Genomic DNA, 18,807 nt, shown 5'->3' on the forward strand with positions numbered 1-18,807 from the left:
ACGTGACCAGATCAGGCGGCGAGGCATCCGGTGACGAGCCCCGCGCCGCGTCGGCTCCGGACCACGACGATCCCGCCGATACTTCCGCGACACCGCCCGCAGGCGAGAAGCGGTCGGCCGAAGTGGTAGCCACCGGTCCGGCCGACCCGTCGGCGGAAGACGCCGAGTCGGGGGAAGAGCCCGATGTGGGCTTCACTCTCTCCGAAGCCCCGCCCGTGGCGGATGCCGCCGAGCGAGCCAAGGCGCTCATGCATCAACTCGCTCGCGAGCTGGGGGCGGGTGGTCCGCCGGGCTGGCAGCGGGTGGATGCGGTGTTCGCGCTGACGGTGGCCGCCGAGGTGGCGTTGGCCGTCTACTCCGCCGATCAGGAACGCGTCGTACGGGTGACCCCCGAGCCGGAGATCATGGCGCTGGTCCGGGAGCACCGGCAGTTGTCGGCCGGGATGGGCGACGGACCTTGGTGGCGTTTGCTGTTCACGCTGACCGGTACGGGCCGGATGGAAGTCGACTACGACTACGGCGACGAGCCGTTCCCGGATGATCAGCTGTTCCCGCCCGAGGTCTACCTCGCGGATCTGGTGGCGTTTCCCCGGAATTCGCTGCCCGTGTGGCTCGGCGCCTACCTCGGTCACGACGACCGTCAGTTGCGGCCTCCGCAGGTCGCCGCGGCGCAGGCGCGGGCGGACCGGGAGGCGGGTGTGCGCGCCGTACCGTGCGAGGACGACCTGCCCGCGTTCCCGTTGATGGCCGCCCGGTGGGCGGTGCTCGCCGCGGCGTTCGTGGCGGCCGGGTCGCAGTGGGGCCCACGTCTGCTGCCGTCTCTGAGCTGGTTCGAGGGCAGCAAGCGCAGCGGCTGTTCGCTGTACGCGCTGCCCGGTGGGCGGGCCGTCCTCTCGGGCGGAGTGTGGAACGCGCCGGAACTGGCGGCGGCGTACAACGGCGGCGTCCGGTTGCCCGACCTGTACGCGGGCGCGCCGGAGTGGGTGGCGAGTCAGGTGGTGAACCACCGCGCCGCCGGCGGCTTGCTGTCGTTCTGCTACTGGTGGGAGAAGGGCCGCTGGCACCGCGGCGAGTCACCGGGGCCGGACCGGTTCGTGGAAGCGGTGCCGGGCGTGTGGACCTCGGACACGGTTGTGGACATCGTGAGCGGCCTGCTCGGCGACGACTCGACCGCCGAGCAGCGCGTCGCCGTCGCCGGCCTCGTGTCCGCGGCCGAGGCGGGTGTCGTCACACGGGACATCCTCGCGGAGGTGTTCGGTGACGACGGCGAGTTCGACGTCGACGCCGCTTTCTTCCAGCTCACCATGGCCGGGGTGACCATGACAGCACCGGGGCCGATGGCGCGGGAGGATGCGATGGCCCGGGTCGAGCGATTCATCCGGCGCAGCGGCGCCGACACCGCGAACTATGCGCTGGAGGACTTGCGCGCCGATCGGATCAGCGTCGGCTGGATGGTGTACGTCCCGGTCCAACCGGGCGAGATCGCGATCGGCCGGGCGATCTACTACGTCGCGGACGACGGTGTGCTGGAACGGTCTTCGTCCTCGGTGGCGCCATCGGTATACATCGCCGAGTTCGAGCGCCGGTTCCGGGACCGGCACGGTCCGGTGGGAGCGTCGTGGTCGAACAGCGAAAAGCGTTGAGCCGCAATCGGTCGAACCCATAACCTCACGGTTTTTGCCCACCGCCGGTCATCCGGAGGTGCGCCCTGTGCCGGCGGATCCCGCGTTTCTTGCGGAGCGAAGTACGAACCCGCTGATCCGGCGTGGTGAGTCGCGCATGCGGCTACCGAGATTCGGGGCTGTACATGCGGGGTCGCCCCGAGTACCCATAGAATCGTTGGTGCGTCTTAAGACAATATTCGGTCTGCCGTAAGAACCGGCTGCCATATTGACGTGTGGCGCACCGCCGGTCGCGGCGCGCAGCGATGAGGAGGGTCATCAGCGTATGAGTTGCCGGGCGCAGAAGGGTGATCCCGTGCGCGGGGGCGGACGGGACCGCGTGCCGTGGCGCGCGCATAGCCGACGCCCACGTGGGGGGTGGATTCAGTTGTGCGGGTCGGAGTCTGTGTCTCCAGGGTCGGACCTCGGCATCATATCGCCGTTCGCTGTGCCGCTGTCCAGGAGCTATTCCCAGCAGTGGTGGTCTGCCTTCGCTGTTTCGGGATCTTCGAGTACCTGGTCAGGAGCGTGACCCATGCCGCCCCCGAGGCCTGAGACCGACAACCCGTGGACCCGCCTCAACGAGCAGGCCCACAATGGAACACTGAAGCTCAGCGACAGCGCGGCAGGGGAAGCGGCCGCACTCGCCGCCGCGGCGGCGAACGCCGTGGAGCTGGTCAAGCGCCATGTGGCAGATGTCCAGAATCCCAGGGGTTTCGGCGCCGCTCAGTCGAGTTACCTCCTGCAGGCGAAGTTCGCGAAGGCGGCCGGAGATCTGGACGACATCCTCCGGCGGTTCCTGGAGATCTTGAACGCCATGGGCGAGACCTTCCTGGCGGCGGGCAAGAAGTACAACGAGACCGAGACCGATTCGGGCGCCGAGTTCCGCAGAATCCGGGACAACACGCCTCGGCGAGGGGATGTGAACCAAGGGGGCAATCCCGCGACGCCTCCCACGGCCATAGAGAACGACATCCCGGGCTTCATGACCGATCGGCAGTATTACAACACCAAGGCGCCGGCCCCGAAGGATGCCGACAACAACGGCCGCGGCGACGAGTTCCGGGCGATGGAGGAATTTTCCGGCGCGCGGGAAGGGCGCGATTCGATTCCGATCGAAGTCGAGAACCCGCACGAGAAGGACCACCCGTTCTTCGAATCCTTCGAAACCGGCATCGATTCCATGGCGGTCATCCAGGACGCTCGAGTCTGGGAATGGATGGCCGTCGAGCTCGACGGAACGTTCGATGATCTGAACAACCGCCTGGCTCGGTTCCCGCTCGACGGTTCGTGGGAATCCCCGCAGGGCCAGGGCGGTATCAACGCGGCGATCGCGGCCGCGAACACGTATCGGTCCCAGGCCACCGCGCTGACCAACAGCATGCGGGTGATGAGTCAGAATCTGACCTACACCGCGGGCTGGCTGGCCGAGACCAAGAGGTTCATGCCCGGTGAGACCCGGGACCGGGGCGGATACGTCGACCGCGAAATCCAGGAAGACAGCTGCCTCACGCTGTGGCACCGGAGGGGCTTCGAGAACTGGTACGCGGAGGGGATCAAGCACACGAACTCGGCGATTCCGGTCCTTCCGGCTCCAACGGTGCGGCCCGCGCAGGCTCCAGCGCCGCCCGGCCCGCCCGGCCCGCCGGGCACGGCTTCACCCGGCACGGCCGCCCCGGGAGCGTCGCAGCAACAGTTGGCGGCTCTGCGGTCCGCGCAACAGCAGTCCGATCAGCAGCGGCAGGCACTGGAGCAGCAACAGAGAGCGCTGGAGCAGGCGCGCCGCACGGCCGAGCAGCAGGACCAGCAGCGCGCCGCCGCGCAACAGCAGCAGCAGGCCCAGCAAGCCGCCCAACAGGCGGTTCAGCAGGCCGCGCAGCAAGCCGCGCAGCAGGCGCAGCAGCTCGGGCAGCAATTGGCAGGGGCCGCGCAGCAGGCGGCGCAACAAGCCGCCCAGCAAATCGCGCAGCAGAGCGCGCTCGCCGGGTTGCCCGGTCTGCCACCAGGTTTGAAAGACATTCAGGACGCCGCCAAGAAGATGGGTGGGGCGGGGAAGGGGGCGACGGGCGGCCCCGGGCCGGGCATCGGCAGTGCCAACCCACCGGCCGGGCAGAACCTCGAGCGAGCTTCCAAACTCTTTCCCCGAGCGACGGCGGACATCGCCGCCACGGCGGCCGGTGTGCGCGCGGGTCTCGCGCAGGGAGCGGGAATGCCCGGCGCGCCGATGGGCGGCATGCCGATGGGTGGCCCCGGCGCCGCCGCGGGCGGACAGCAGAAGGAGCACAAGCGCGCCGACTACCTCGACTCCACCGAGCATCTCGAGGAGGCGATCGGTGAGGCTCCGGTCGTGGCGAAACCGGTGGTCGAGAAATGACGGCCGGGCTCATGACGCACACATGGCGGTTCACCGACCTGGAGTTCGTCGTGCTCTGGGAGGATTTCGGCGAGCCCGGCCCGCCCAGGCCGTTTTCCTTCACCAGCCGCACACCCTTGTTGGACGACTACCGCGACGAAAAGGCGGAGGTGCGTGCCGCTCTGCGCGCCTCGTCGACTCCGGCGATGCGGGAGATGCTGGCGGACCTGTATCGCCCGGACATTCGCGTCCGGGTACTGGGTTTCGACGGAAGGGATTACACCAACGTGGCGAACAACGTGCGGCTGATGGCGGCACGTCGTGCCGATCGCGGGTATCTGGTCACCCAGTTGCCGGGTGAAACCGTCGGCCACAGCGGCGGATTCACCGTCACGGAGTGCGCGGCGGTGGAGTTGGCCGACGTGGTCGTGCGTGCGCTGCCGGAAGCCGACCCGGGCAAGCGGGCCGATATCGTGCTCGCCGACGAGGACGAGGGCTTGGATCTGGATTACGACTACGGCTCCTCGTCGGTGCGGGATTCGTTCGAGGCGTCCGTGCACGATCGCTCGGCCGAGTTCCGGTCGGCTCCGGCCGAGCGTTTCGGATTCATCGACGTCCTCCAAGCGGACTCGATCTTCGGCCCGCGCGGCATGACCCGGCATCGCCTGAAATGGCGGGATCTCGTGGACGACGGCCGTTATGTGATCGATGACGGGCATCCTCCGGTCGCGATGGCGGCCGATAAACGCCGTGTTGTCTCGGTGATCAACGCGCGCATTGCCGAAGTCGTCCGCGCGATCAAAGACGAACGAGGATAGAGGGGGTGGAATTCCGATGACCGCATCGCAGCCCGGACAGCCGGGTGATTTCCCGGCGGAATTCACGGCGAATTCGCTCACCGGCTCGATTTCGGTGCGCACCACCGAAATGGGCCTGCCGTTGGGCATCGAAATAGACGCCGATCAATTGCGCCGCGATCCGGACGCGCTGGCCGGCGAGATCCTGCGGTTGTGCAAACAGGCGGCGAACCGTGCCGCTCTAGCTCGGCGAGCGCAGTTGCAGCAGTGGGGATGGACCTCGGAGATGCTCGCGCTGACCGGATTGCCCACCGAACAGCAGGTGGCGAGGCAGGAGATCATCGAGGAACAGGAGTACGACACCGAACCACAGAGCTGGCTCCGATCCGTCTGAGCAACAGCAGAATTCGCGAGGTTGTCATGGTCGAAACAATGGACGAGCTCATCGCTCGGGTGCAGAATCAGCTCTACCGGCTCACCGATCTCAACGATGCCATGAAGGGTATCCGGGTGAGTGAGACATCGCCCGACGGCGCGGTGACCGCGGAAGTGGACGGTAACGCCGCGTTGGTGGGACTGAGCTTTTCCGCCGCGATATCAAAACTTTCGCCGGACGAGTTCGAGAAAACGGTTGTGGACACCGCGCGGGCGGCCGCGCACAGGGCTTTCTCGGAGCGTGGTGAACTCATCACCACATTCAATGAGGAGGCCACCGGGTAGTCACCGGATGTTAACCACGTCGGGATCGTGATATGCGGTCTTCGCTAGGTAAAGTTGAATACGAAACGTCGGGGGATGTTTCGGGATCGGAAGATGATCATGAGCCACATTGCAGTAGTCCCGGATGCGCTGCGTGTCTACGGAAGTGAATCGGCGGCCATGGCTGCCGGCGTGGGAGCGATCGCGGCGGCCGACCAAGCCGCGACCGTCGCCGCGGTGGTGCCGGTGTTCGGGTTGATCGGCCAAGAGTTCCTCGTCTCGTATGCTTTCGCGCAGGCCAACCACTTGTCGTCGGTGGCGCAACTGGCGGCGGTGCACGCGGGTACGGCGCTGACGGCGCACCAGGCCGCCGCCACCTACGAGGGCGCCGACAGCGGTTCGGGGGCGGCCATCGGAGCGGTCCGCACGCAGTCATGACCACGCCAGGAGCCACTCCGCCGCCCGGCGCCGATCCGCTGGATCCGACGATCCCGGAATTGCTGCGGGGCAGCGCTCTTGCGCCCATGCTGGACATGCCGGTGAACGATGTCCTGCACAGCATGGGTTTACCGCAGCTGCCGGACATTCCGGCCTTCGTGCAGTTGCCGGACATGCCGCCGCTGCCGACGATCGATCTCGGCGCGCTCATGCGTCCGCTCGCCGATCTCGCCTCCGCGTTCGGCACCGGTCAGCTCGGCGCGCCACCTCCGCCCGCGCAGGCCGGTGACACCGCCGCGGCGCCACCCCCGCCGCCGGTCGACCCGACTCAGTTGCTGCAGAACGTGTCCACCGTGATGCAGACCGTGATGCAGGTCGGCTCGTCCCTGGTGCAGACCTTGATGACGGTCTGGCAGGGCATGGCGGCGATGGAGGCCGCGAAGAAGGCCGGTGAGGCGCGCACCGACGCCGACAAGCTGGCGGCGCAGAGCGCGCAGGAGAAGTCGGTGCTCGTCGACGCCGCAGGCAGCGTCTTCACGGGCGCGGGCCTGATGACGGCGGTGATGGCGAAGTTCTCCACCACCATGGCCTTCGCGCCGCTGCTGGCGGCTTCCCCTGGCGGACAGGGTTTCCTGGTCGCCTCCGCGATCGAGGCGATGACCGAGGCGCTGGCGATCACCGCCAAGACGAAGGCGGAGATGGTCGGGCACAGCGCGAGCATGACGCAAGCCGGGCAAAAGGTTCCGATCACCAACGCGCCGACGGGCGTGCAGTCGGCTGAACAGCTGACCCAGCTCATGAGCATGATCACGCCGCTGATCGGTACGGCCGGACAGGTCGTTCAATCGCTGGGGCAGCTGGCGGCGGCGAATCCGTCACTGCTCGCGCCGAAACCCATCAGCGCCCCTGGCGGGCACGAGGGCACAGGCGAGCCCGCGGAAGGCGAGGACGGCAAGAAGAGCTCGGCCGTCGGCGGCCCGGGCGGCGTGGGTGGCATCGGCGGTGGTATCGGCAGCGCGATCGCCGCCGCCGCCGCACCGCTGAACCCTTGGCCGGGAACCCGAGTGGCCGGCGGCTCGTTGGGCGGCATCGGCGTGGGAGCGCCCGGTACCGGCCCGGGAACGTCGTCGGCGATGTCCACTACAGCGGCGGGCACCGCTGCGACGGGGACCGGAACCGGTGGCGGATACATGCCGATGGGCGGCGGGGCCATGGGTGGCGCGGGACTGGCCCGCGAGGGCGAATCGACCACCGACGCGCTGCGCGGCCAGATGATCACCGGCCGGCACGGCGACGAAGTGGTCGGCCGGATCGAAGGGGTCTCGCTGCCGGTGGTCGGCGCGGCCGACACGACATCGGAACCACCGCCCGATAAGGAACTCACGCTCTGACGCGAGTGCCGAACAGTACACAGGAGGGTCTCATGAGTGACGGGAGGGGTGAGGTGTACGACAGCGTGCGATTCGACTCGGTCACCGCGGGCAAGGCGTCATCCGGACTGGACGCGCTGGCCGATCGGTTGACCTCGGACCTGCGCTCCGCCGAGGAAGCGCTGACCATCGTCCCCGCGGGCGCCGACGAGGTTTCCGGCCGGGCCGCGCAGACCGCGAACGACGTGGCGTCGTCGTATCTGGCGAGCGCGCAGGCCGGCGTGCACGAGATGCGCAAGCTGGCGGCCGCGTTGCGGCTGCACTCCAACCAGTTCGACGGCATGGAATCGGCCAACACGGCGGACTTCGACAGCACGGGCGACAGGCCCGCCTGACCGGTCTTTCGCGTCGTCGAGCAACCGAAAGGTCCTCCCCTGCAATGATCGAACCACCGCAGCCAGGTTTCACCGGCGTGGTGTGGACCGCGCGACCGCCCGAGCGGCTCGCGCGTGACCTCACCGCGGGGCCGGGCGCCGTGCCGATGGCCGAGGCCGTCGCCGCGTGGTCGCGCCTGGCCGCGTCGTTCGGCGCCGCTGTGGTCGAGTACGAGAAGGTGCTCGTGGACATGCGCGGCGCCTGGCAGTCGGGGCGCAGCGACGAAGTCGTGCAACGCGTCACGACCTTGCGGGACTGGCTGGTCGACGCGGCCGGCGCGGCGGCGGCCAACGCCGCCCGGTTCCAGGCCCAGGTGACCGCGTACGAGATCGCCCGGCTCGCGATGCCGAACACCGCCGACCTCGAGGTCATCCAGCAGGTACAGCGGATGTTGGAGTCGATGGGCGGGATGGTCGGTGCGCCGATCCGTGCGGTCGCGGCCGAGACCGACGCCGAGCAGGACGTGGCGAAGGCGGTGGCCTCGCGGGTCATGCAGAACTACGAAATGGCCACCGAACCCCTGGCCGCGCCGTGGCAGCAGCAGGAGCCGCCCGTGGTGGCGCCGGAGCAGGCGCTGACCGCCGAACAGACCGCCGCGCGGGCCGAGGTCCCGAAAACGACCGCAGCACCGTACGGTGCGGTGCGGATCGGGACGGTGCCCGTCCCGGCGATGCCCCGGGTGCCCACCGCCTACCGCGCACCGGTGTACGCGCAGTCTGCCGCCACAGCCGAAGTCGTTCCGCGTGCTACGCCCGCCGCCACGGTGAGCGCGAGCGGACAGCCCGCACCGCTCGTGCCCGGTGCGGTCGGCCAGCCCGGTCCGGCACCGGATACGGCTAGGTTCCCGCGCGCCGCCCTTCCCACGGAAGCAGGTGAGCAGATCGGGTTCGAGGGTGGCATCCAAGCGGCGCCCGCGGTACTCGGTGGCGCGGAGCCCGCACCTCACGCCGTCGCGCCGACGGAGACCAGGCCCGAGACGGGGGGTGCGGCGTGACGTCACTGACGAACGACGCGTTGCTCGTCGTAACCGAACGGTTGGGAGTGCAAACTCTCCCCTTGGCGCTCTCGGTTGCGCCACAACAGGATTCGATCGACGAGTACCTGGCCGCCCAGGAACACGCGCTGGCCGGATTGATCGGTGACGGCCTGCTCGACGCCGAGGGCGAAGTCGAATCAGAACTGGCCGCAGCGCTGTTCGTCCTGGCGCAGCCGGACCGTGAGCTGGTCGCGCGCATCTACACCGAGGACGGTCCTCGCCGCTTCTGTCTGGCGCGCCGCGGCGAACAGCACGCGCTCGCCGTGCGCTCGGGCGAGTGTTTCGAAGTGCGCTCGATCTGGGCCGACGGCTCGGACGTGACGCTGGCCGGTCCGCTGCTGGCCGCGCTCGGCTCGTGCGAACCCGCCGAGATCGCCGGATTCAGCGCGCTCGCCGCTGATCTGGCCGACCGGCTGGACGCGGCGGAGGACTCCAGCGGCTACGCCGACGCGATGTACGCGCTGGGCGTCGGCGAACGCGACGCCGCCGTGCTCGGGCTGGCGTTCGGCTCCTGCCGCGCCTACGCCGAGATCGTCGCCTACAGCCACCAGGACGGGCTGACCAGCCGGGCGCCCGGCGCGGTGGCGGTGTACGACACCGGCCGCGGGCGCATCGTCGTCGCTCCCATGGTCTCGCCGGATCAACAGATCTGGTCGACGGTCACGACGGGCACCGACCACCGGGTGACCCAGGCGGTCGCCACGTTGCTGGAAGGGCTACCCGGGGGGAGGTGGCTGCCACCGTAGCTCTCGGGTCGCCAGGCCCGGTAACCCCCTGCTCGGTGAGATCGCCCGGATCTCCCTATCAACACGAATTCTGACGGAAGGAAACGAAATGTCTTACACAACTCTCGGCGGTGGCTCGGGGCAGACCTACGGTGTCGAGGAGGGCGGCATCGACAGCGTCGTCAGCCGCATGGAGGACTCGATCTCGACGCTGCGCACCTCGATCAACCAGATCGACGAGTCGGTGCAGGCCGTCGCGCGCGGCTGGCAGGGTGACGCCCACCGCGAATTCAACACCGCGGCCGCCGAGTGGCACGACGAGGTCACCGCGCTCAACGGCAAGCTGGACCGACTCTCGCAGGCCGTGACCTCGGGTAAGAACACCATCGTCGGCTCCGACCAGGCAGGCCTGGCGTAACCCTCGACGGCGTCGCCGTCCAGTCGGATCGCCAATCTCTCACCAGAAGGAAACAGCAATGACGATCATGTACAACTCGCCGGCCATCACCGAGATGGTCAGTGACCTCAGCCAGTACGGTTCCACCATGAAGGCGCAGATCGACGAGCTCAACAGCGCCGCCGCCGCGTTCCGCGACAACCTGCAGGGTGAGCAGGCGGTCTCGAACTTCGACACCGCACACCGAAACCTGACTTCCGAGCTGGAGGACACCCTCCAGAAGCTCGACAACCTCGGCGTCAAGGTCGAGAACGCGCTCAATCGCGCCATCGAGGCCGACGGCAAGGTGGGCGACGGCTTCGCCGCCTTCTGATCGCGCGGAGCGACGACCAACGGCCGGCTGGAACGGTAAGGGTTCCAGCCGGCCGTTTTCGTGTGCGCGAGTTATCGCGCCGCGAGCGACTCACCGATGTAGTGCATCTCGTCCGGCGTGGTCACCATCAGCACGGTCGCGCTGCGCGCGGCCGTGCGCACCGTGATCCGGTTGGGGGCCTGGGGATCCTGCACCAGCGTCACGTCCGCGTCCACCGACCCGACGGGGTCCTCCGGCCGCCGCACGTGCACGATCGTCGCGCCGCCCGCGTGTGCGGTCGGCGGGATGCCGTCGAAGACCAGCACGGTCGTGCTCGGATACGGAGCGGCGGGCGGTGGCGGGGGAGCGGGCGGATGACAGCTGGCGCCCGCGGCGCGCGGAGCGATGGAAAGCACCTGCGGCGCAGCGAGATTCGCCACCATGGTGTGCCATGCCTCGGGCCGGGCGGTGTGCACGATGACATGTGCGCCGAGCGCGGTGGCGCGCAGGATCACCTGCTGGGCCAGGTCCAGGTTGCCGATGACTTCGAGGTGGCGGGTGCCCTCGCCGATCAACGGCACCGCGATGCCCTGGCCGCGCTCGTCCGCGCCGATGAGCTGGCCGCAGCCCGCTGTGGGCACCGCGAATCCGGTGAGGGCGGCCAAGGTGCCGCGGTATGCGATGTCGCTGCCCCACCGGCCCGCGTAGCCGATGGGCAGGGTGTCCAGCAGGATTCGCAGCTGGTTGCCCACCAGTTCACGCAGCCCGGGCAGCGGCGGCTCCTCGGGCGCGGTGACGGTGTCGAAGCGGACCACAGCATTGAGCACCACCGTGTCGGCGAGATCGGTGTGTCGATCGTGGCGGCCGGCTCCCGGCCGTAGACGCAACGTCACCGTGGTGGACAAGCTGGGCACCGCCCAGATGCCGGCCAGTCCGCGCGGTCCGATCATGTCGGCCGCGATCTGGTACTGCGTGAGGAAGCGGCCCTGGTACTCCAGCGATTTCGGCGACTCGACGAGCTGGTCGACATCGAAGCCGTGGGTGAGCTGGCGCACCGCGGTGTTCATCTCGGTGGCGGTCAGCACGGAGGCGGCGATGTCGTGGGCGGCGAGCCGGTTGGCGACCCGGCGGGTGGCGATGATCGCGGTGCGCAGCGCACCCGCGCCACCACCGCCCCGGTTGTCCACCGCCTCGGCGTTGGCCAGCGGATCCATCCGCAGCACCAGCCAGCAGGTGCGATGGGCTATGGCGGGCAGTGGGCCGAGGATGCGGTCGTACAGCTGTGCCGCGACACCGGTGCCCGCGGTGCGCGCGCCGGTGCTCACCACGTCGATGCCGGCCAGGGTCAGATCGAATTGATCGAGGCAGCGGGCGATTTCGGGGAGCGGGAGCAGCTGGTCGGTGCTGAGTGAACCGCGATCGAGCAGGGTCAGCGTGTCCGGCGGTGGATCGATCCGGAGCATGGTGAGCAGCAGATCGCCGTCCCAGCGCACGCCGTAACCACCCCCCTCGGTGAGCGGCACGTCGAGGGCGGGCGCCTGCGCGAGGCGTTCGGCGGGACGCAGGCCGGGACGCTTGCGGCTGATCGCGCTACCGATGCGCGCGGCGGGAGTGTGACCACGGATCGGCGTGAGACCGGCCAGCGCGATCACCACGCCCGCGGCGCAAGCCCCCCAGATCGAATCGCAGACCGCGAGAACAATCCACGCGACGGTCGCGGCCAGCAACATGACGGGCACGATCACGCGAAGCGGAAAAATGCGAAACAACCAGAATTCCGGATCACGCAATGTGTCATAGGCCGACCGGCGTCGATTTACCGCCCGCGACGCCTCCGATATTTCGCTGTCGGTTGGCCCGCCGTTCATCGTCTCGTCCACAGTTGTTTATTCCTGCCTCGCCTGCGTGCGACCGCCGTTGATCGGCTTCGGATTCCATCGGTTCAGAGCCGTCGGAGAATTACGGTACCGTGTCGAAAGAGATGGCGATCGATTGCTCGATGGAGACCATGTGCCGGCACAGCTGACAACCCGCGCCCAGGTCAACGGATACCGATTCCTGTTGCGCAGGCTCGATCACGCACTGGTTCGCCGCGACGTCCGCATGTTGCACGATCCGATGCGTTCCCAGATTCGCTCACTGCTCGTCGGCGCGGTGCTCGGCGTTCTCATGGTGGCGGGCGCCGCGATCCTGGCCTTCCTGCGTCCGCAGGGCGCGATCGGCGACGCCCTGATCGTGTCGGGCAAGCAGAGCGGCGCGTTGTACGTGGTGGTGCAGCGCCAGGACGGCGGCAAGACCCTGCACCCGGTGCTGAATCTGGCGTCCGCGCGGTTGATCACTGGGGCCGACGCCGAGCCGCACGCGGTGAAGGACGACAAGCTGAACGATCTGCCGCGCGGACCGCTGCTCGGCATTCCGGGCGCGCCGGGTGCGTTGCCCGAATCCAAGCAGGGCGGCAGCTCGGAGTGGTCGCTGTGCGAGACGATTCCGCTGTCGGAGGGCGGTAGCGCCGCCTCCTCCTCGGGTGCGACGACGACGGTGATCGCGGGCCGCCCCGCGCTCACCGACCGGATCAGGACCTCCGGTCAGGACGAGGCGCTGCTGGTCCGCCGCGACAACAAGACCTACTTGGTCTACGACGGTAAGCGCGCTGAACTCGACCCGGCCGATTCGGTATTGACCAGGGCGTTGAACCTGACCGCTCATCGGCCCCGGCCGGTCGGTACCGGATTCCTCGGCGCGACGACGCAGGTGCCCGCGATTGCCCCGCCGCAGATCCCGCGGGCGGGTGAGCGGGGGCCCGGCCCGCTGTCGGATCTCCCGATCGGCGGCGTCATCTCGGTGTCCGGCGTGGGGCCGGAGGGCGACTCCTCGCTGTATGTCGTGCTCGCCGACGGTGTGCAGCCGGTGTCGCCGTTCGCCGCGCAGGTGATCAGGTACGCCGATTCGCACGGCATGCGGGAGATCGCGACCATGCCACCCGACGTACTCGAGCGGGTGGCGGTGGTCCACCAGTTGCCCATCGACGACTTTCCGGTGCGCACCCCGAGGATCCTGCCCGCCGAGGACGCGCCCGTCACCTGTGTGGCCTGGGCGAAGTCGCCGGGCACGGCTCCGGCGCAGCGCGAGGCCGAGGCCGGCGACGGACCCGGCGAACGCGCCATGGTCAGTCTGCTCGTCGGCACCCGCCTGCCGATCGCCCCATCCGCGAAACCCGTCGATCTGTCCACCTCCGACGGCGCGGGCGACCGGGTCGACGCGGTCTACTTGTCGCCAGGCTCGGGTGAGTTCGTCCAGGTGACCGGCATGGAGCCGGGCAGTCCGCGCCGGGGCAGCCTGTTCTACGTCGCCGACACCGGTGTCCGCTACGGCATCCCGGACGCGGCCACCGCGAACGTACTCGGGCTCGGGAGCAGTCCGCGCCTCGCGCCATGGGCGATCATCGGCCAGATGGTCCCCGGGCCCACGCTGTCGGCGCGAGAAGCGCTGGTCGCCCACGATTCGCTGCCCACGCAATGACGTTCGGTGGACCGGTGATCCGGTCCACCGACGGTGTAGCGGGGTTGGTCGGCCTCAGTCGGTCCAACCGACGTTCAGCGAGCTGAGCAGGCCGGACAGGGCCAACTTCATATCCGACGCCTCGATGCGGCGCAGCACCGCCTCATCGATGTCGGTCAGGTCCAGCGATTCGTCGTTGGCCAACCGGAATTCGCGCTCTTCCTCGGCCGCCTCGATCACGTTGCGGACGAATCGCCCGTTGCCCGCGAGGTCCACGCCGCGGCGCGGCTGACCGCTCTGGTCGGTGCTCTGCATCGCGTACAGGCGCTCGCAGGCTTGTACCAGCTGCTCGAGCGCCCCTTCGGACAGGTCCGAGTCCCGCTTCTTCGCGATGACCTGGCCGATCTGCCCCAATTCCTCGGCGGTGTAGGACGGGAACTGAAGCCGCTTGGAAAAGCGCGACGCCAAACCGTCGTTGGCGGCCAGCAGCCGGTCGATCTCGCCGTCGTAGCCCGCGATGATCACGACGAGGCGATCACGGTCGTTCTCCATCCGCGCCAGCAGCGTGTCCACTGCCTCGCGGCCGAACGCGTCGCCACCTTGCAGACCGGTCTGGATCAGCGTGTACGCCTCGTCGATGAACAGCACGCCGTCCATGGCGGTGTCGATCAGCTTCTCGGTCTTGATCGCGGTGCCGCCGAGGTTCTGGCTGACGAAGTCGACGCGTTTGGCCTCGACCACCTTGTCGGTCTTCAACAGCCCGACGCCGCAGTAGATCTTCGCGACCACCCTGGCGATGGTGGTCTTACCGGTGCCGGGCGGCCCGGTGAAGGCCAGGTGCTGGCCGCGCGGTTGGCTCGACAAACCCTTCTCGGCCCGGATCTTCGCCAGCTGCGCGGACGACTGGAGCTTGGCCACCTGGGTTTTCACCGAGGCGAGGCCGATTTGCGAGTCCAGTTCGGCCCGGGCCTCGGTGAGGATCTTCTTCGCCCGGTCCTGGCTCTCGGCCTGCTCCATCTGCTCCATGGACGGCGAAGAGGCCGGATCCCACTTGTCGGTCCGCGCATCGATCACCTCGCGGCTGGTGACGGTGATGCGGTAGGTGCGGTCGCGCATCGCGGCCGCGTTGGCCTCGAAATCCGGCGCCTGCGAGTACACCTTCTCGAACAGCGCTTGGGCTTCCTCTTCATTGCCCGATTCCCGCAGGCACAGGCCGCGGCAGAACATCGCGGTGGAACGAGCCGCCGGGATCGGGCCCGTCTCCGCCTGCTGCATCCGCCGGATCGCCTCGCCGAACAAGCCGAGCTGGGCACACGCGGTGCCCACCATCACGTGCGCGCCTGCCGCCAGATACGGATCTTCCCAGTCGGCCGAACCGGCGAGCACCGTCATCACGTCGGGCCAGCGCTGGGTGTTGTAGTGCAGTACGCCACGGACATACGCGCAGATGCGGTTGTCGATCTCGGCGTCGGGATTGCTCAGCTGGCCCCGGCGGAATTCGTCGAGGTCGTCGAGCACCCGCTCGGCTTCGTCGTACTCCTTGTCGGCGATCAGGTGCGCCGCCCAGGCCAGCGTGATCTCGGTGTGGTTGGCCAGCGGGTAGTCGATGTACAGGCCGGGCAGGAACCGGCCCGCGAGTTCACGCGGGCGCAGACCGAGCCTGCGCTGCTCGCGATAGAGCGTGCTCGCACTGGTCTTGTGCAGATTGAACAGAACGTCCTTGGTCAGTTCGCCCGCGGCGGCGCGGCCGAGCCACGCGTCGCACATCGTGGGATCCCACTCCGTGGCGCGTTGAAAAGCCAGTTTCGCATAGTCGAGATCACGTGCGGATTCTTGCCCCTCGATGGACAATCCGAGCGACAGGATTCCGGCATCGAATGCGCGTTGTGCTTGGCGGTTGCCGGTCATTGCTGTCGAACCCCGAAATCTTCGTTTCTCGTAGTAGAGACGTTCATCTGGATACCAGACTACCGATCGCGCGTGGCCCGGTGCGTCCGTTACATTAGGTTCAGCTGCCGGGAGGTCGCAACGCAAGAGTCGTCTATGTGTGAAAGTGCTTGACGAGTGTTGAAATCGTTCACTCTGGACGTGTCGGGCAAATGTCGTCGGCGGGTCGTGAATCGTTGTTCCGGATGAGGGCGGGGGAAGATTGCCGTTGATCGAGTCGGCGAGCGGTACACGTACCACCGAGCCCGTTTTGAGTCGTGTTTCGGTCATCGGTGGCAATACTCAAGTCGATGTCGGGTTGCCCGCCACCGTGCCGATCGCCACGTTCATCGGCGAACTGGTGGCGCTGATCGAATCGCGCAACCCCGAGCGGCCGGACGCGGAGGAGGAGGCGGCGCCGCTGGAGGCGCGGCACTGGACCTTGGCTCGGCTCGGCCGGGAGGCGATCGCGCCGAGCCGTACGCTCACCGAGGCCGAGGTCTACGACGGTGAGCTGCTGGTCCTGCGGTCGGTGACCGCGAAGGAAGCGCCCGCGCTGTTCGACGACGTCATCGACGCCGTATCCCGGCTGACCGCAGAGGAATTCCACAGCTGGTCCGGTGTGGCCGCCCGCTGGATGGGTCTGATCGTCTCGGTACTGAGCGTGCTGACCACGCTGGCCGTGCTGGTGGTCTCTCGCGGGCACGGCGATCCGCTCGCGCCCGCCTTCGCCCTGCTCGGCGGCGGCGTCGCGGCATTCGTCGCGGCGGGCATCGCGGCGCGCCGATACACCGACTTGGTGACCGCCACGTGGTTGTCGCTGGACGGACTGCTGCTGCTGTTCGGCGGCGCCGCGCTGCTCGTCCCGGGGCCCCTCGGCAGTCCTCATCTGCTGCTGGGTTGCTCGGTGCTGCTGGTCGCCGCGGTGGTGGGATACCGGACGACCGGCACCGGCGCCACGCTGTTCTCCTGCGCCGCAACGCTCGCCGTGATAGCGGGCGTCGCCGCGGCCGTCTACCTGATCTGGCACCCGGGCCTGCCGAAACTGTCGGCCGGTCTGCTGGTAGCCGGAATCGCGATCATCTCGGCGGTGCCGCGACTGGCGGCCGTGCTCGCGCGGCTGCCGATCCCGCCGGTCCCGACCGCGGGCGGCGCGATCGACCCGGCCGACCACGAACCGCGACCGACCATCGAGGGCATCGGCGCCATCGGCGCCAGCGCGCTGCCCTCGGCGGCGGGGCTCGGGGTACGCGCCCGCGCGGCCAACCAGTTCCAATCCGGTCTGATCGCGGCATGCGCCGCGAGCGCGGTCGTCGGCGCGTTCGGCGTAGCCGATCCGCTGGGTTCGGCACGCTGGCAAGGGGTCACGCTGGCGATCGTGACCGCGATCATCCTCGCGTTGCGCGGTCGCTCGTTCGCCGACCTCACCCAGGCCGCGACGATGATCGGAGGCGGGTGCCTGGCCGCCCTCGCCATGACCGTCGGTTTCGCCGTGGGCGACTCCGAATACACCCTGTTCGCGGCGGGCGTGCTGCTCGCGTTCGCGACCGGTGTGGTCGGCTTCGGGGTGATCGGTCCGCACATCGAGGTCACGCCGGTGACCAGGCGGATGATCGAAATCTTCGAGTATCTGCTGATCGTGTCGGTGATCCCGCTGGTGCTGTGGGTCATGAACGTCTACTCGATGGCCCGGAACATATGACCGGCAGCGCCTTGCGCCGGAGACTCTTGCGGATGGTCTGCGCCGCAACGGTCATCGGCGCCGGGATGGGCGTGCCCTGGCCGAGTGCCCAGGCGATCGCGCCGCCGGCGATCGATCCCGGCGCGCTCGGCGCCGCGCAGGGTCTGAGCGTGCGCCCGGCGCCGCTGGAACCGACCGAACAGCGCGCCGTCTGCGCCGAACCCGTGCTCACCGGCGCGCCACCCAGCGAGCCCCCGATGGCGCAACGGGTACTCGATCTCCCGTCCGCGTGGCAGTTCAGCCGCGGCGCCGGACAGAAGGTGGCCGTCATCGATACGGGGGTGAATCCGCATCCGCGACTGCGCTCGCTGCAACCGGGCGGTGACTTCGTCTCCGACAGCGACGGAACGGTCGACTGCGACGGACACGGCACGCTGGTCGCCGGAATCATCGCGGCGCAACCGAGTCCGCGCGACGCCTTCGCCGGCGTCGCGCCCGATGCGGATCTGCTCACCATCCGGCAGCTGAGCCTGGCCTACGAGCCGAAGGACCGGGGCGGGCAAGGCGACCCGCCGGGCAAGATCAGCAGCGACGGTTACGGCAGTGTGCTCACGCTGGCGGCGGCTGTCGTCCGGGCCGTCGATCTCGGCGCCACCGTCATCAACATCTCCGAAGTCGCCTGCACCGCAGCAGGTTCCGACACGGCCGACGCCTCGCTCGGTGCGGCGGTGAAGTATGCCTACGACCGCAATGTCGTCGTGGTCGCGGCCGCGGGCAACCTCCAGCCCGACGGCGCGTGCTCGAAGCAGAACGAGGGCTCGGGGTGGGGCTCGGTGCTCACGGTGGCGAGTCCGGCCTGGTTCACGCCCTACGTGCTCTCGGTGGGCTCGGTGGACTCGACCGGCCAGGTGTCCGAACTGTCGCTGCACGGCCCATGGGTGGCCGTCTCGGCGATCGGCCGCAATATCGTGTCGCTGGACAGCAAGCCGGGTGGCACGGGGCTGGTCGACGGCGTGCAGACCACCGAGGGAATCAGGTCCGTCGAGGGCACCAGCTTCGCAGCGCCCTACGTGGCCGGGCTGGCGGCGCTGGTGCGTGCGCGTTTTCCGGAACTCACCGCGCAGCAGGTGATGGACCGTATCGTCCGCACCGCCCACGGACCGGGCACCGGACGCGACGACCGGATCGGCCACGGCCTGATCGACCCGCTCGCCGCGCTCACCGCGCAACTGCCGGAGAAGCCGGTGAGCGCCGGGGCCGACACTTCGCGAGTCGTCGCCGCGCCGGTGATTCCCCCCGGCCCGGACCCGCGGCCGCGCCGGATCGCTGTCATCGGCGCCATCGTCTGCCTGGCCTGCCTCGCGATCGGCGCGGCGCTGGCGATCCCCTTCCGCCGCTCCGGGCAGGACCTGAACGCGGAATTCGATCCGTAGCGCGGG

General features: G+C 68.8%; 17 protein-coding genes. 15 read left to right on the forward strand and 2 right to left on the reverse strand.

Features of this window, described 5'->3' with window-relative positions; genetic code table 11:
• The first annotated feature begins 2 nt into the window (after window positions 1–2).
• The 12 genes from M8859_RS09575 (at window position 3) to M8859_RS09630 (ending at window position 10,284) form a co-directional block, all read left to right on the forward strand.
• Window positions 3–1,643: a hypothetical protein gene (locus M8859_RS09575; RefSeq protein ID WP_236565379.1), complete on the forward strand. Its 1,641-nt coding sequence runs from the start codon at window positions 3–5 to the stop codon at window positions 1,641–1,643.
• 553 nt (window positions 1,644–2,196) lie between these two features.
• Complete coding sequence (locus tag M8859_RS09580; protein ID WP_249644120.1) at window positions 2,197–4,035, forward strand: hypothetical protein; 1,839 nt, start codon at window positions 2,197–2,199, stop codon at window positions 4,033–4,035.
• A gap of 11 nt (window positions 4,036–4,046) precedes the next feature.
• Window positions 4,047–4,832, forward strand: a complete 786-nt coding sequence (locus M8859_RS09585; protein ID WP_249644121.1) for an ESX secretion-associated protein EspG — start codon at window positions 4,047–4,049, stop codon at window positions 4,830–4,832.
• Between the two features lie 16 nt (window positions 4,833–4,848).
• Entirely contained in the window at window positions 4,849–5,205 is a 357-nt protein-coding gene (locus M8859_RS09590) for a hypothetical protein (protein WP_159922872.1), read from the forward strand.
• 38 nt (window positions 5,206–5,243) lie between these two features.
• A complete protein-coding gene (locus M8859_RS09595) occupies window positions 5,244–5,531 on the forward strand; it encodes a YbaB/EbfC family nucleoid-associated protein (protein WP_236565381.1) in 288 nt (95 codons plus the stop codon).
• A gap of 99 nt (window positions 5,532–5,630) precedes the next feature.
• Window positions 5,631–5,948: a type VII secretion target gene (locus M8859_RS09600; protein WP_159922876.1), complete on the forward strand. Its 318-nt coding sequence runs from the start codon at window positions 5,631–5,633 to the stop codon at window positions 5,946–5,948.
• Complete coding sequence (locus M8859_RS09605; RefSeq protein WP_249644122.1) at window positions 5,945–7,339, forward strand: hypothetical protein; 1,395 nt, start codon at window positions 5,945–5,947, stop codon at window positions 7,337–7,339. The genes M8859_RS09600 and M8859_RS09605 overlap by 4 nt, the downstream gene beginning before the upstream one ends.
• 32 nt (window positions 7,340–7,371) lie before the next feature.
• Window positions 7,372–7,713, forward strand: coding sequence for a PE family protein (locus M8859_RS09610; RefSeq protein ID WP_159922880.1), 342 nt, complete (start codon window positions 7,372–7,374; stop codon window positions 7,711–7,713).
• Between the two features lie 44 nt (window positions 7,714–7,757).
• Window positions 7,758–8,747: a PPE domain-containing protein gene (locus M8859_RS09615; protein ID WP_249644123.1), complete on the forward strand. Its 990-nt coding sequence runs from the start codon at window positions 7,758–7,760 to the stop codon at window positions 8,745–8,747.
• Complete coding sequence (locus M8859_RS09620; protein ID WP_159922884.1) at window positions 8,744–9,535, forward strand: ESX secretion-associated protein EspG; 792 nt, start codon at window positions 8,744–8,746, stop codon at window positions 9,533–9,535. Before M8859_RS09615 ends, M8859_RS09620 begins: the two co-directional genes overlap by 4 nt.
• Window positions 9,536–9,623: 88 nt before the next feature.
• Complete coding sequence (locus M8859_RS09625) at window positions 9,624–9,932, forward strand: WXG100 family type VII secretion target (RefSeq protein WP_159922886.1); 309 nt, start codon at window positions 9,624–9,626, stop codon at window positions 9,930–9,932.
• A gap of 58 nt (window positions 9,933–9,990) precedes the next feature.
• Window positions 9,991–10,284, forward strand: a complete 294-nt coding sequence (locus M8859_RS09630; protein ID WP_159922888.1) for a WXG100 family type VII secretion target — start codon at window positions 9,991–9,993, stop codon at window positions 10,282–10,284.
• 71 nt (window positions 10,285–10,355) lie between these two features.
• Here M8859_RS09630 and eccE read toward each other — a convergent pair whose 3' ends face one another.
• Window positions 10,356–12,008 (reverse strand): type VII secretion protein EccE, encoded by a 1,653-nt coding sequence (eccE, locus tag M8859_RS09635; RefSeq protein ID WP_249644124.1) that lies wholly within the window; start codon window positions 12,006–12,008, stop codon window positions 10,356–10,358.
• Window positions 12,009–12,273: 265 nt separating this feature from the next.
• On the opposite strand from eccE, the gene eccB reads away from it, so the two are divergent.
• Window positions 12,274–13,782 carry a type VII secretion protein EccB gene (gene eccB / locus M8859_RS09640; protein ID WP_159922893.1) on the forward strand — a complete coding sequence of 503 codons (1,509 nt, stop codon included), beginning with the start codon at window positions 12,274–12,276 and terminating at the stop codon, window positions 13,780–13,782.
• A gap of 54 nt (window positions 13,783–13,836) precedes the next feature.
• Here eccB and eccA read toward each other — a convergent pair whose 3' ends face one another.
• Window positions 13,837–15,669, reverse strand: a complete 1,833-nt coding sequence (gene eccA / locus M8859_RS09645; protein WP_249644125.1) for a type VII secretion AAA-ATPase EccA — start codon at window positions 15,667–15,669, stop codon at window positions 13,837–13,839.
• Between the two features lie 289 nt (window positions 15,670–15,958).
• Here eccA and eccD point away from each other — a divergent pair, with 289 nt between their 5' ends.
• Together eccD and mycP are read left to right on the forward strand one after the other, a co-directional pair.
• Entirely contained in the window at window positions 15,959–17,389 is a 1,431-nt protein-coding gene (gene eccD / locus M8859_RS09650; protein ID WP_249644126.1) for a type VII secretion integral membrane protein EccD, read from the forward strand.
• A gap of 32 nt (window positions 17,390–17,421) precedes the next feature.
• Entirely contained in the window at window positions 17,422–18,801 is a 1,380-nt protein-coding gene (mycP, locus tag M8859_RS09655; protein ID WP_283779529.1) for a type VII secretion-associated serine protease mycosin, read from the forward strand.
• Window positions 18,802–18,807: the final 6 nt, after the last annotated feature.

This window comes from Nocardia sputi (genome assembly GCF_023501985.1).

Excerpts from the sequence above, each read along its gene's own strand:
- eccA (WP_249644125.1), bottom strand. The coding sequence starts at position 15,669 with ATGACCGGCAACCGCCAAGCACAACGCGCATTCGATGCCGGAATCCTG.
- M8859_RS09630 (WP_159922888.1), top strand. The coding sequence starts at position 9,991 with ATGACGATCATGTACAACTCGCCGGCCATCACCGAGATGGTCAGTGAC.
- M8859_RS09585 (WP_249644121.1), top strand. The coding sequence starts at position 4,047 with ATGACGCACACATGGCGGTTCACCGACCTGGAGTTCGTCGTGCTCTGG.
- mycP (WP_283779529.1), top strand. The coding sequence starts at position 17,422 with ATGGTCTGCGCCGCAACGGTCATCGGCGCCGGGATGGGCGTGCCCTGG.
- M8859_RS09625 (WP_159922886.1), top strand. The coding sequence starts at position 9,624 with ATGTCTTACACAACTCTCGGCGGTGGCTCGGGGCAGACCTACGGTGTC.
- M8859_RS09590 (WP_159922872.1), top strand. The coding sequence starts at position 4,849 with ATGACCGCATCGCAGCCCGGACAGCCGGGTGATTTCCCGGCGGAATTC.
- M8859_RS09610 (WP_159922880.1), top strand. The coding sequence starts at position 7,372 with ATGAGTGACGGGAGGGGTGAGGTGTACGACAGCGTGCGATTCGACTCG.
- M8859_RS09615 (WP_249644123.1), top strand. The coding sequence starts at position 7,758 with ATGATCGAACCACCGCAGCCAGGTTTCACCGGCGTGGTGTGGACCGCG.
- M8859_RS09605 (WP_249644122.1), top strand. The coding sequence starts at position 5,945 with ATGACCACGCCAGGAGCCACTCCGCCGCCCGGCGCCGATCCGCTGGAT.
- M8859_RS09595 (WP_236565381.1), top strand. The coding sequence starts at position 5,244 with ATGGACGAGCTCATCGCTCGGGTGCAGAATCAGCTCTACCGGCTCACC.
- M8859_RS09580 (WP_249644120.1), top strand. The coding sequence starts at position 2,197 with ATGCCGCCCCCGAGGCCTGAGACCGACAACCCGTGGACCCGCCTCAAC.
- M8859_RS09600 (WP_159922876.1), top strand. The coding sequence starts at position 5,631 with ATGAGCCACATTGCAGTAGTCCCGGATGCGCTGCGTGTCTACGGAAGT.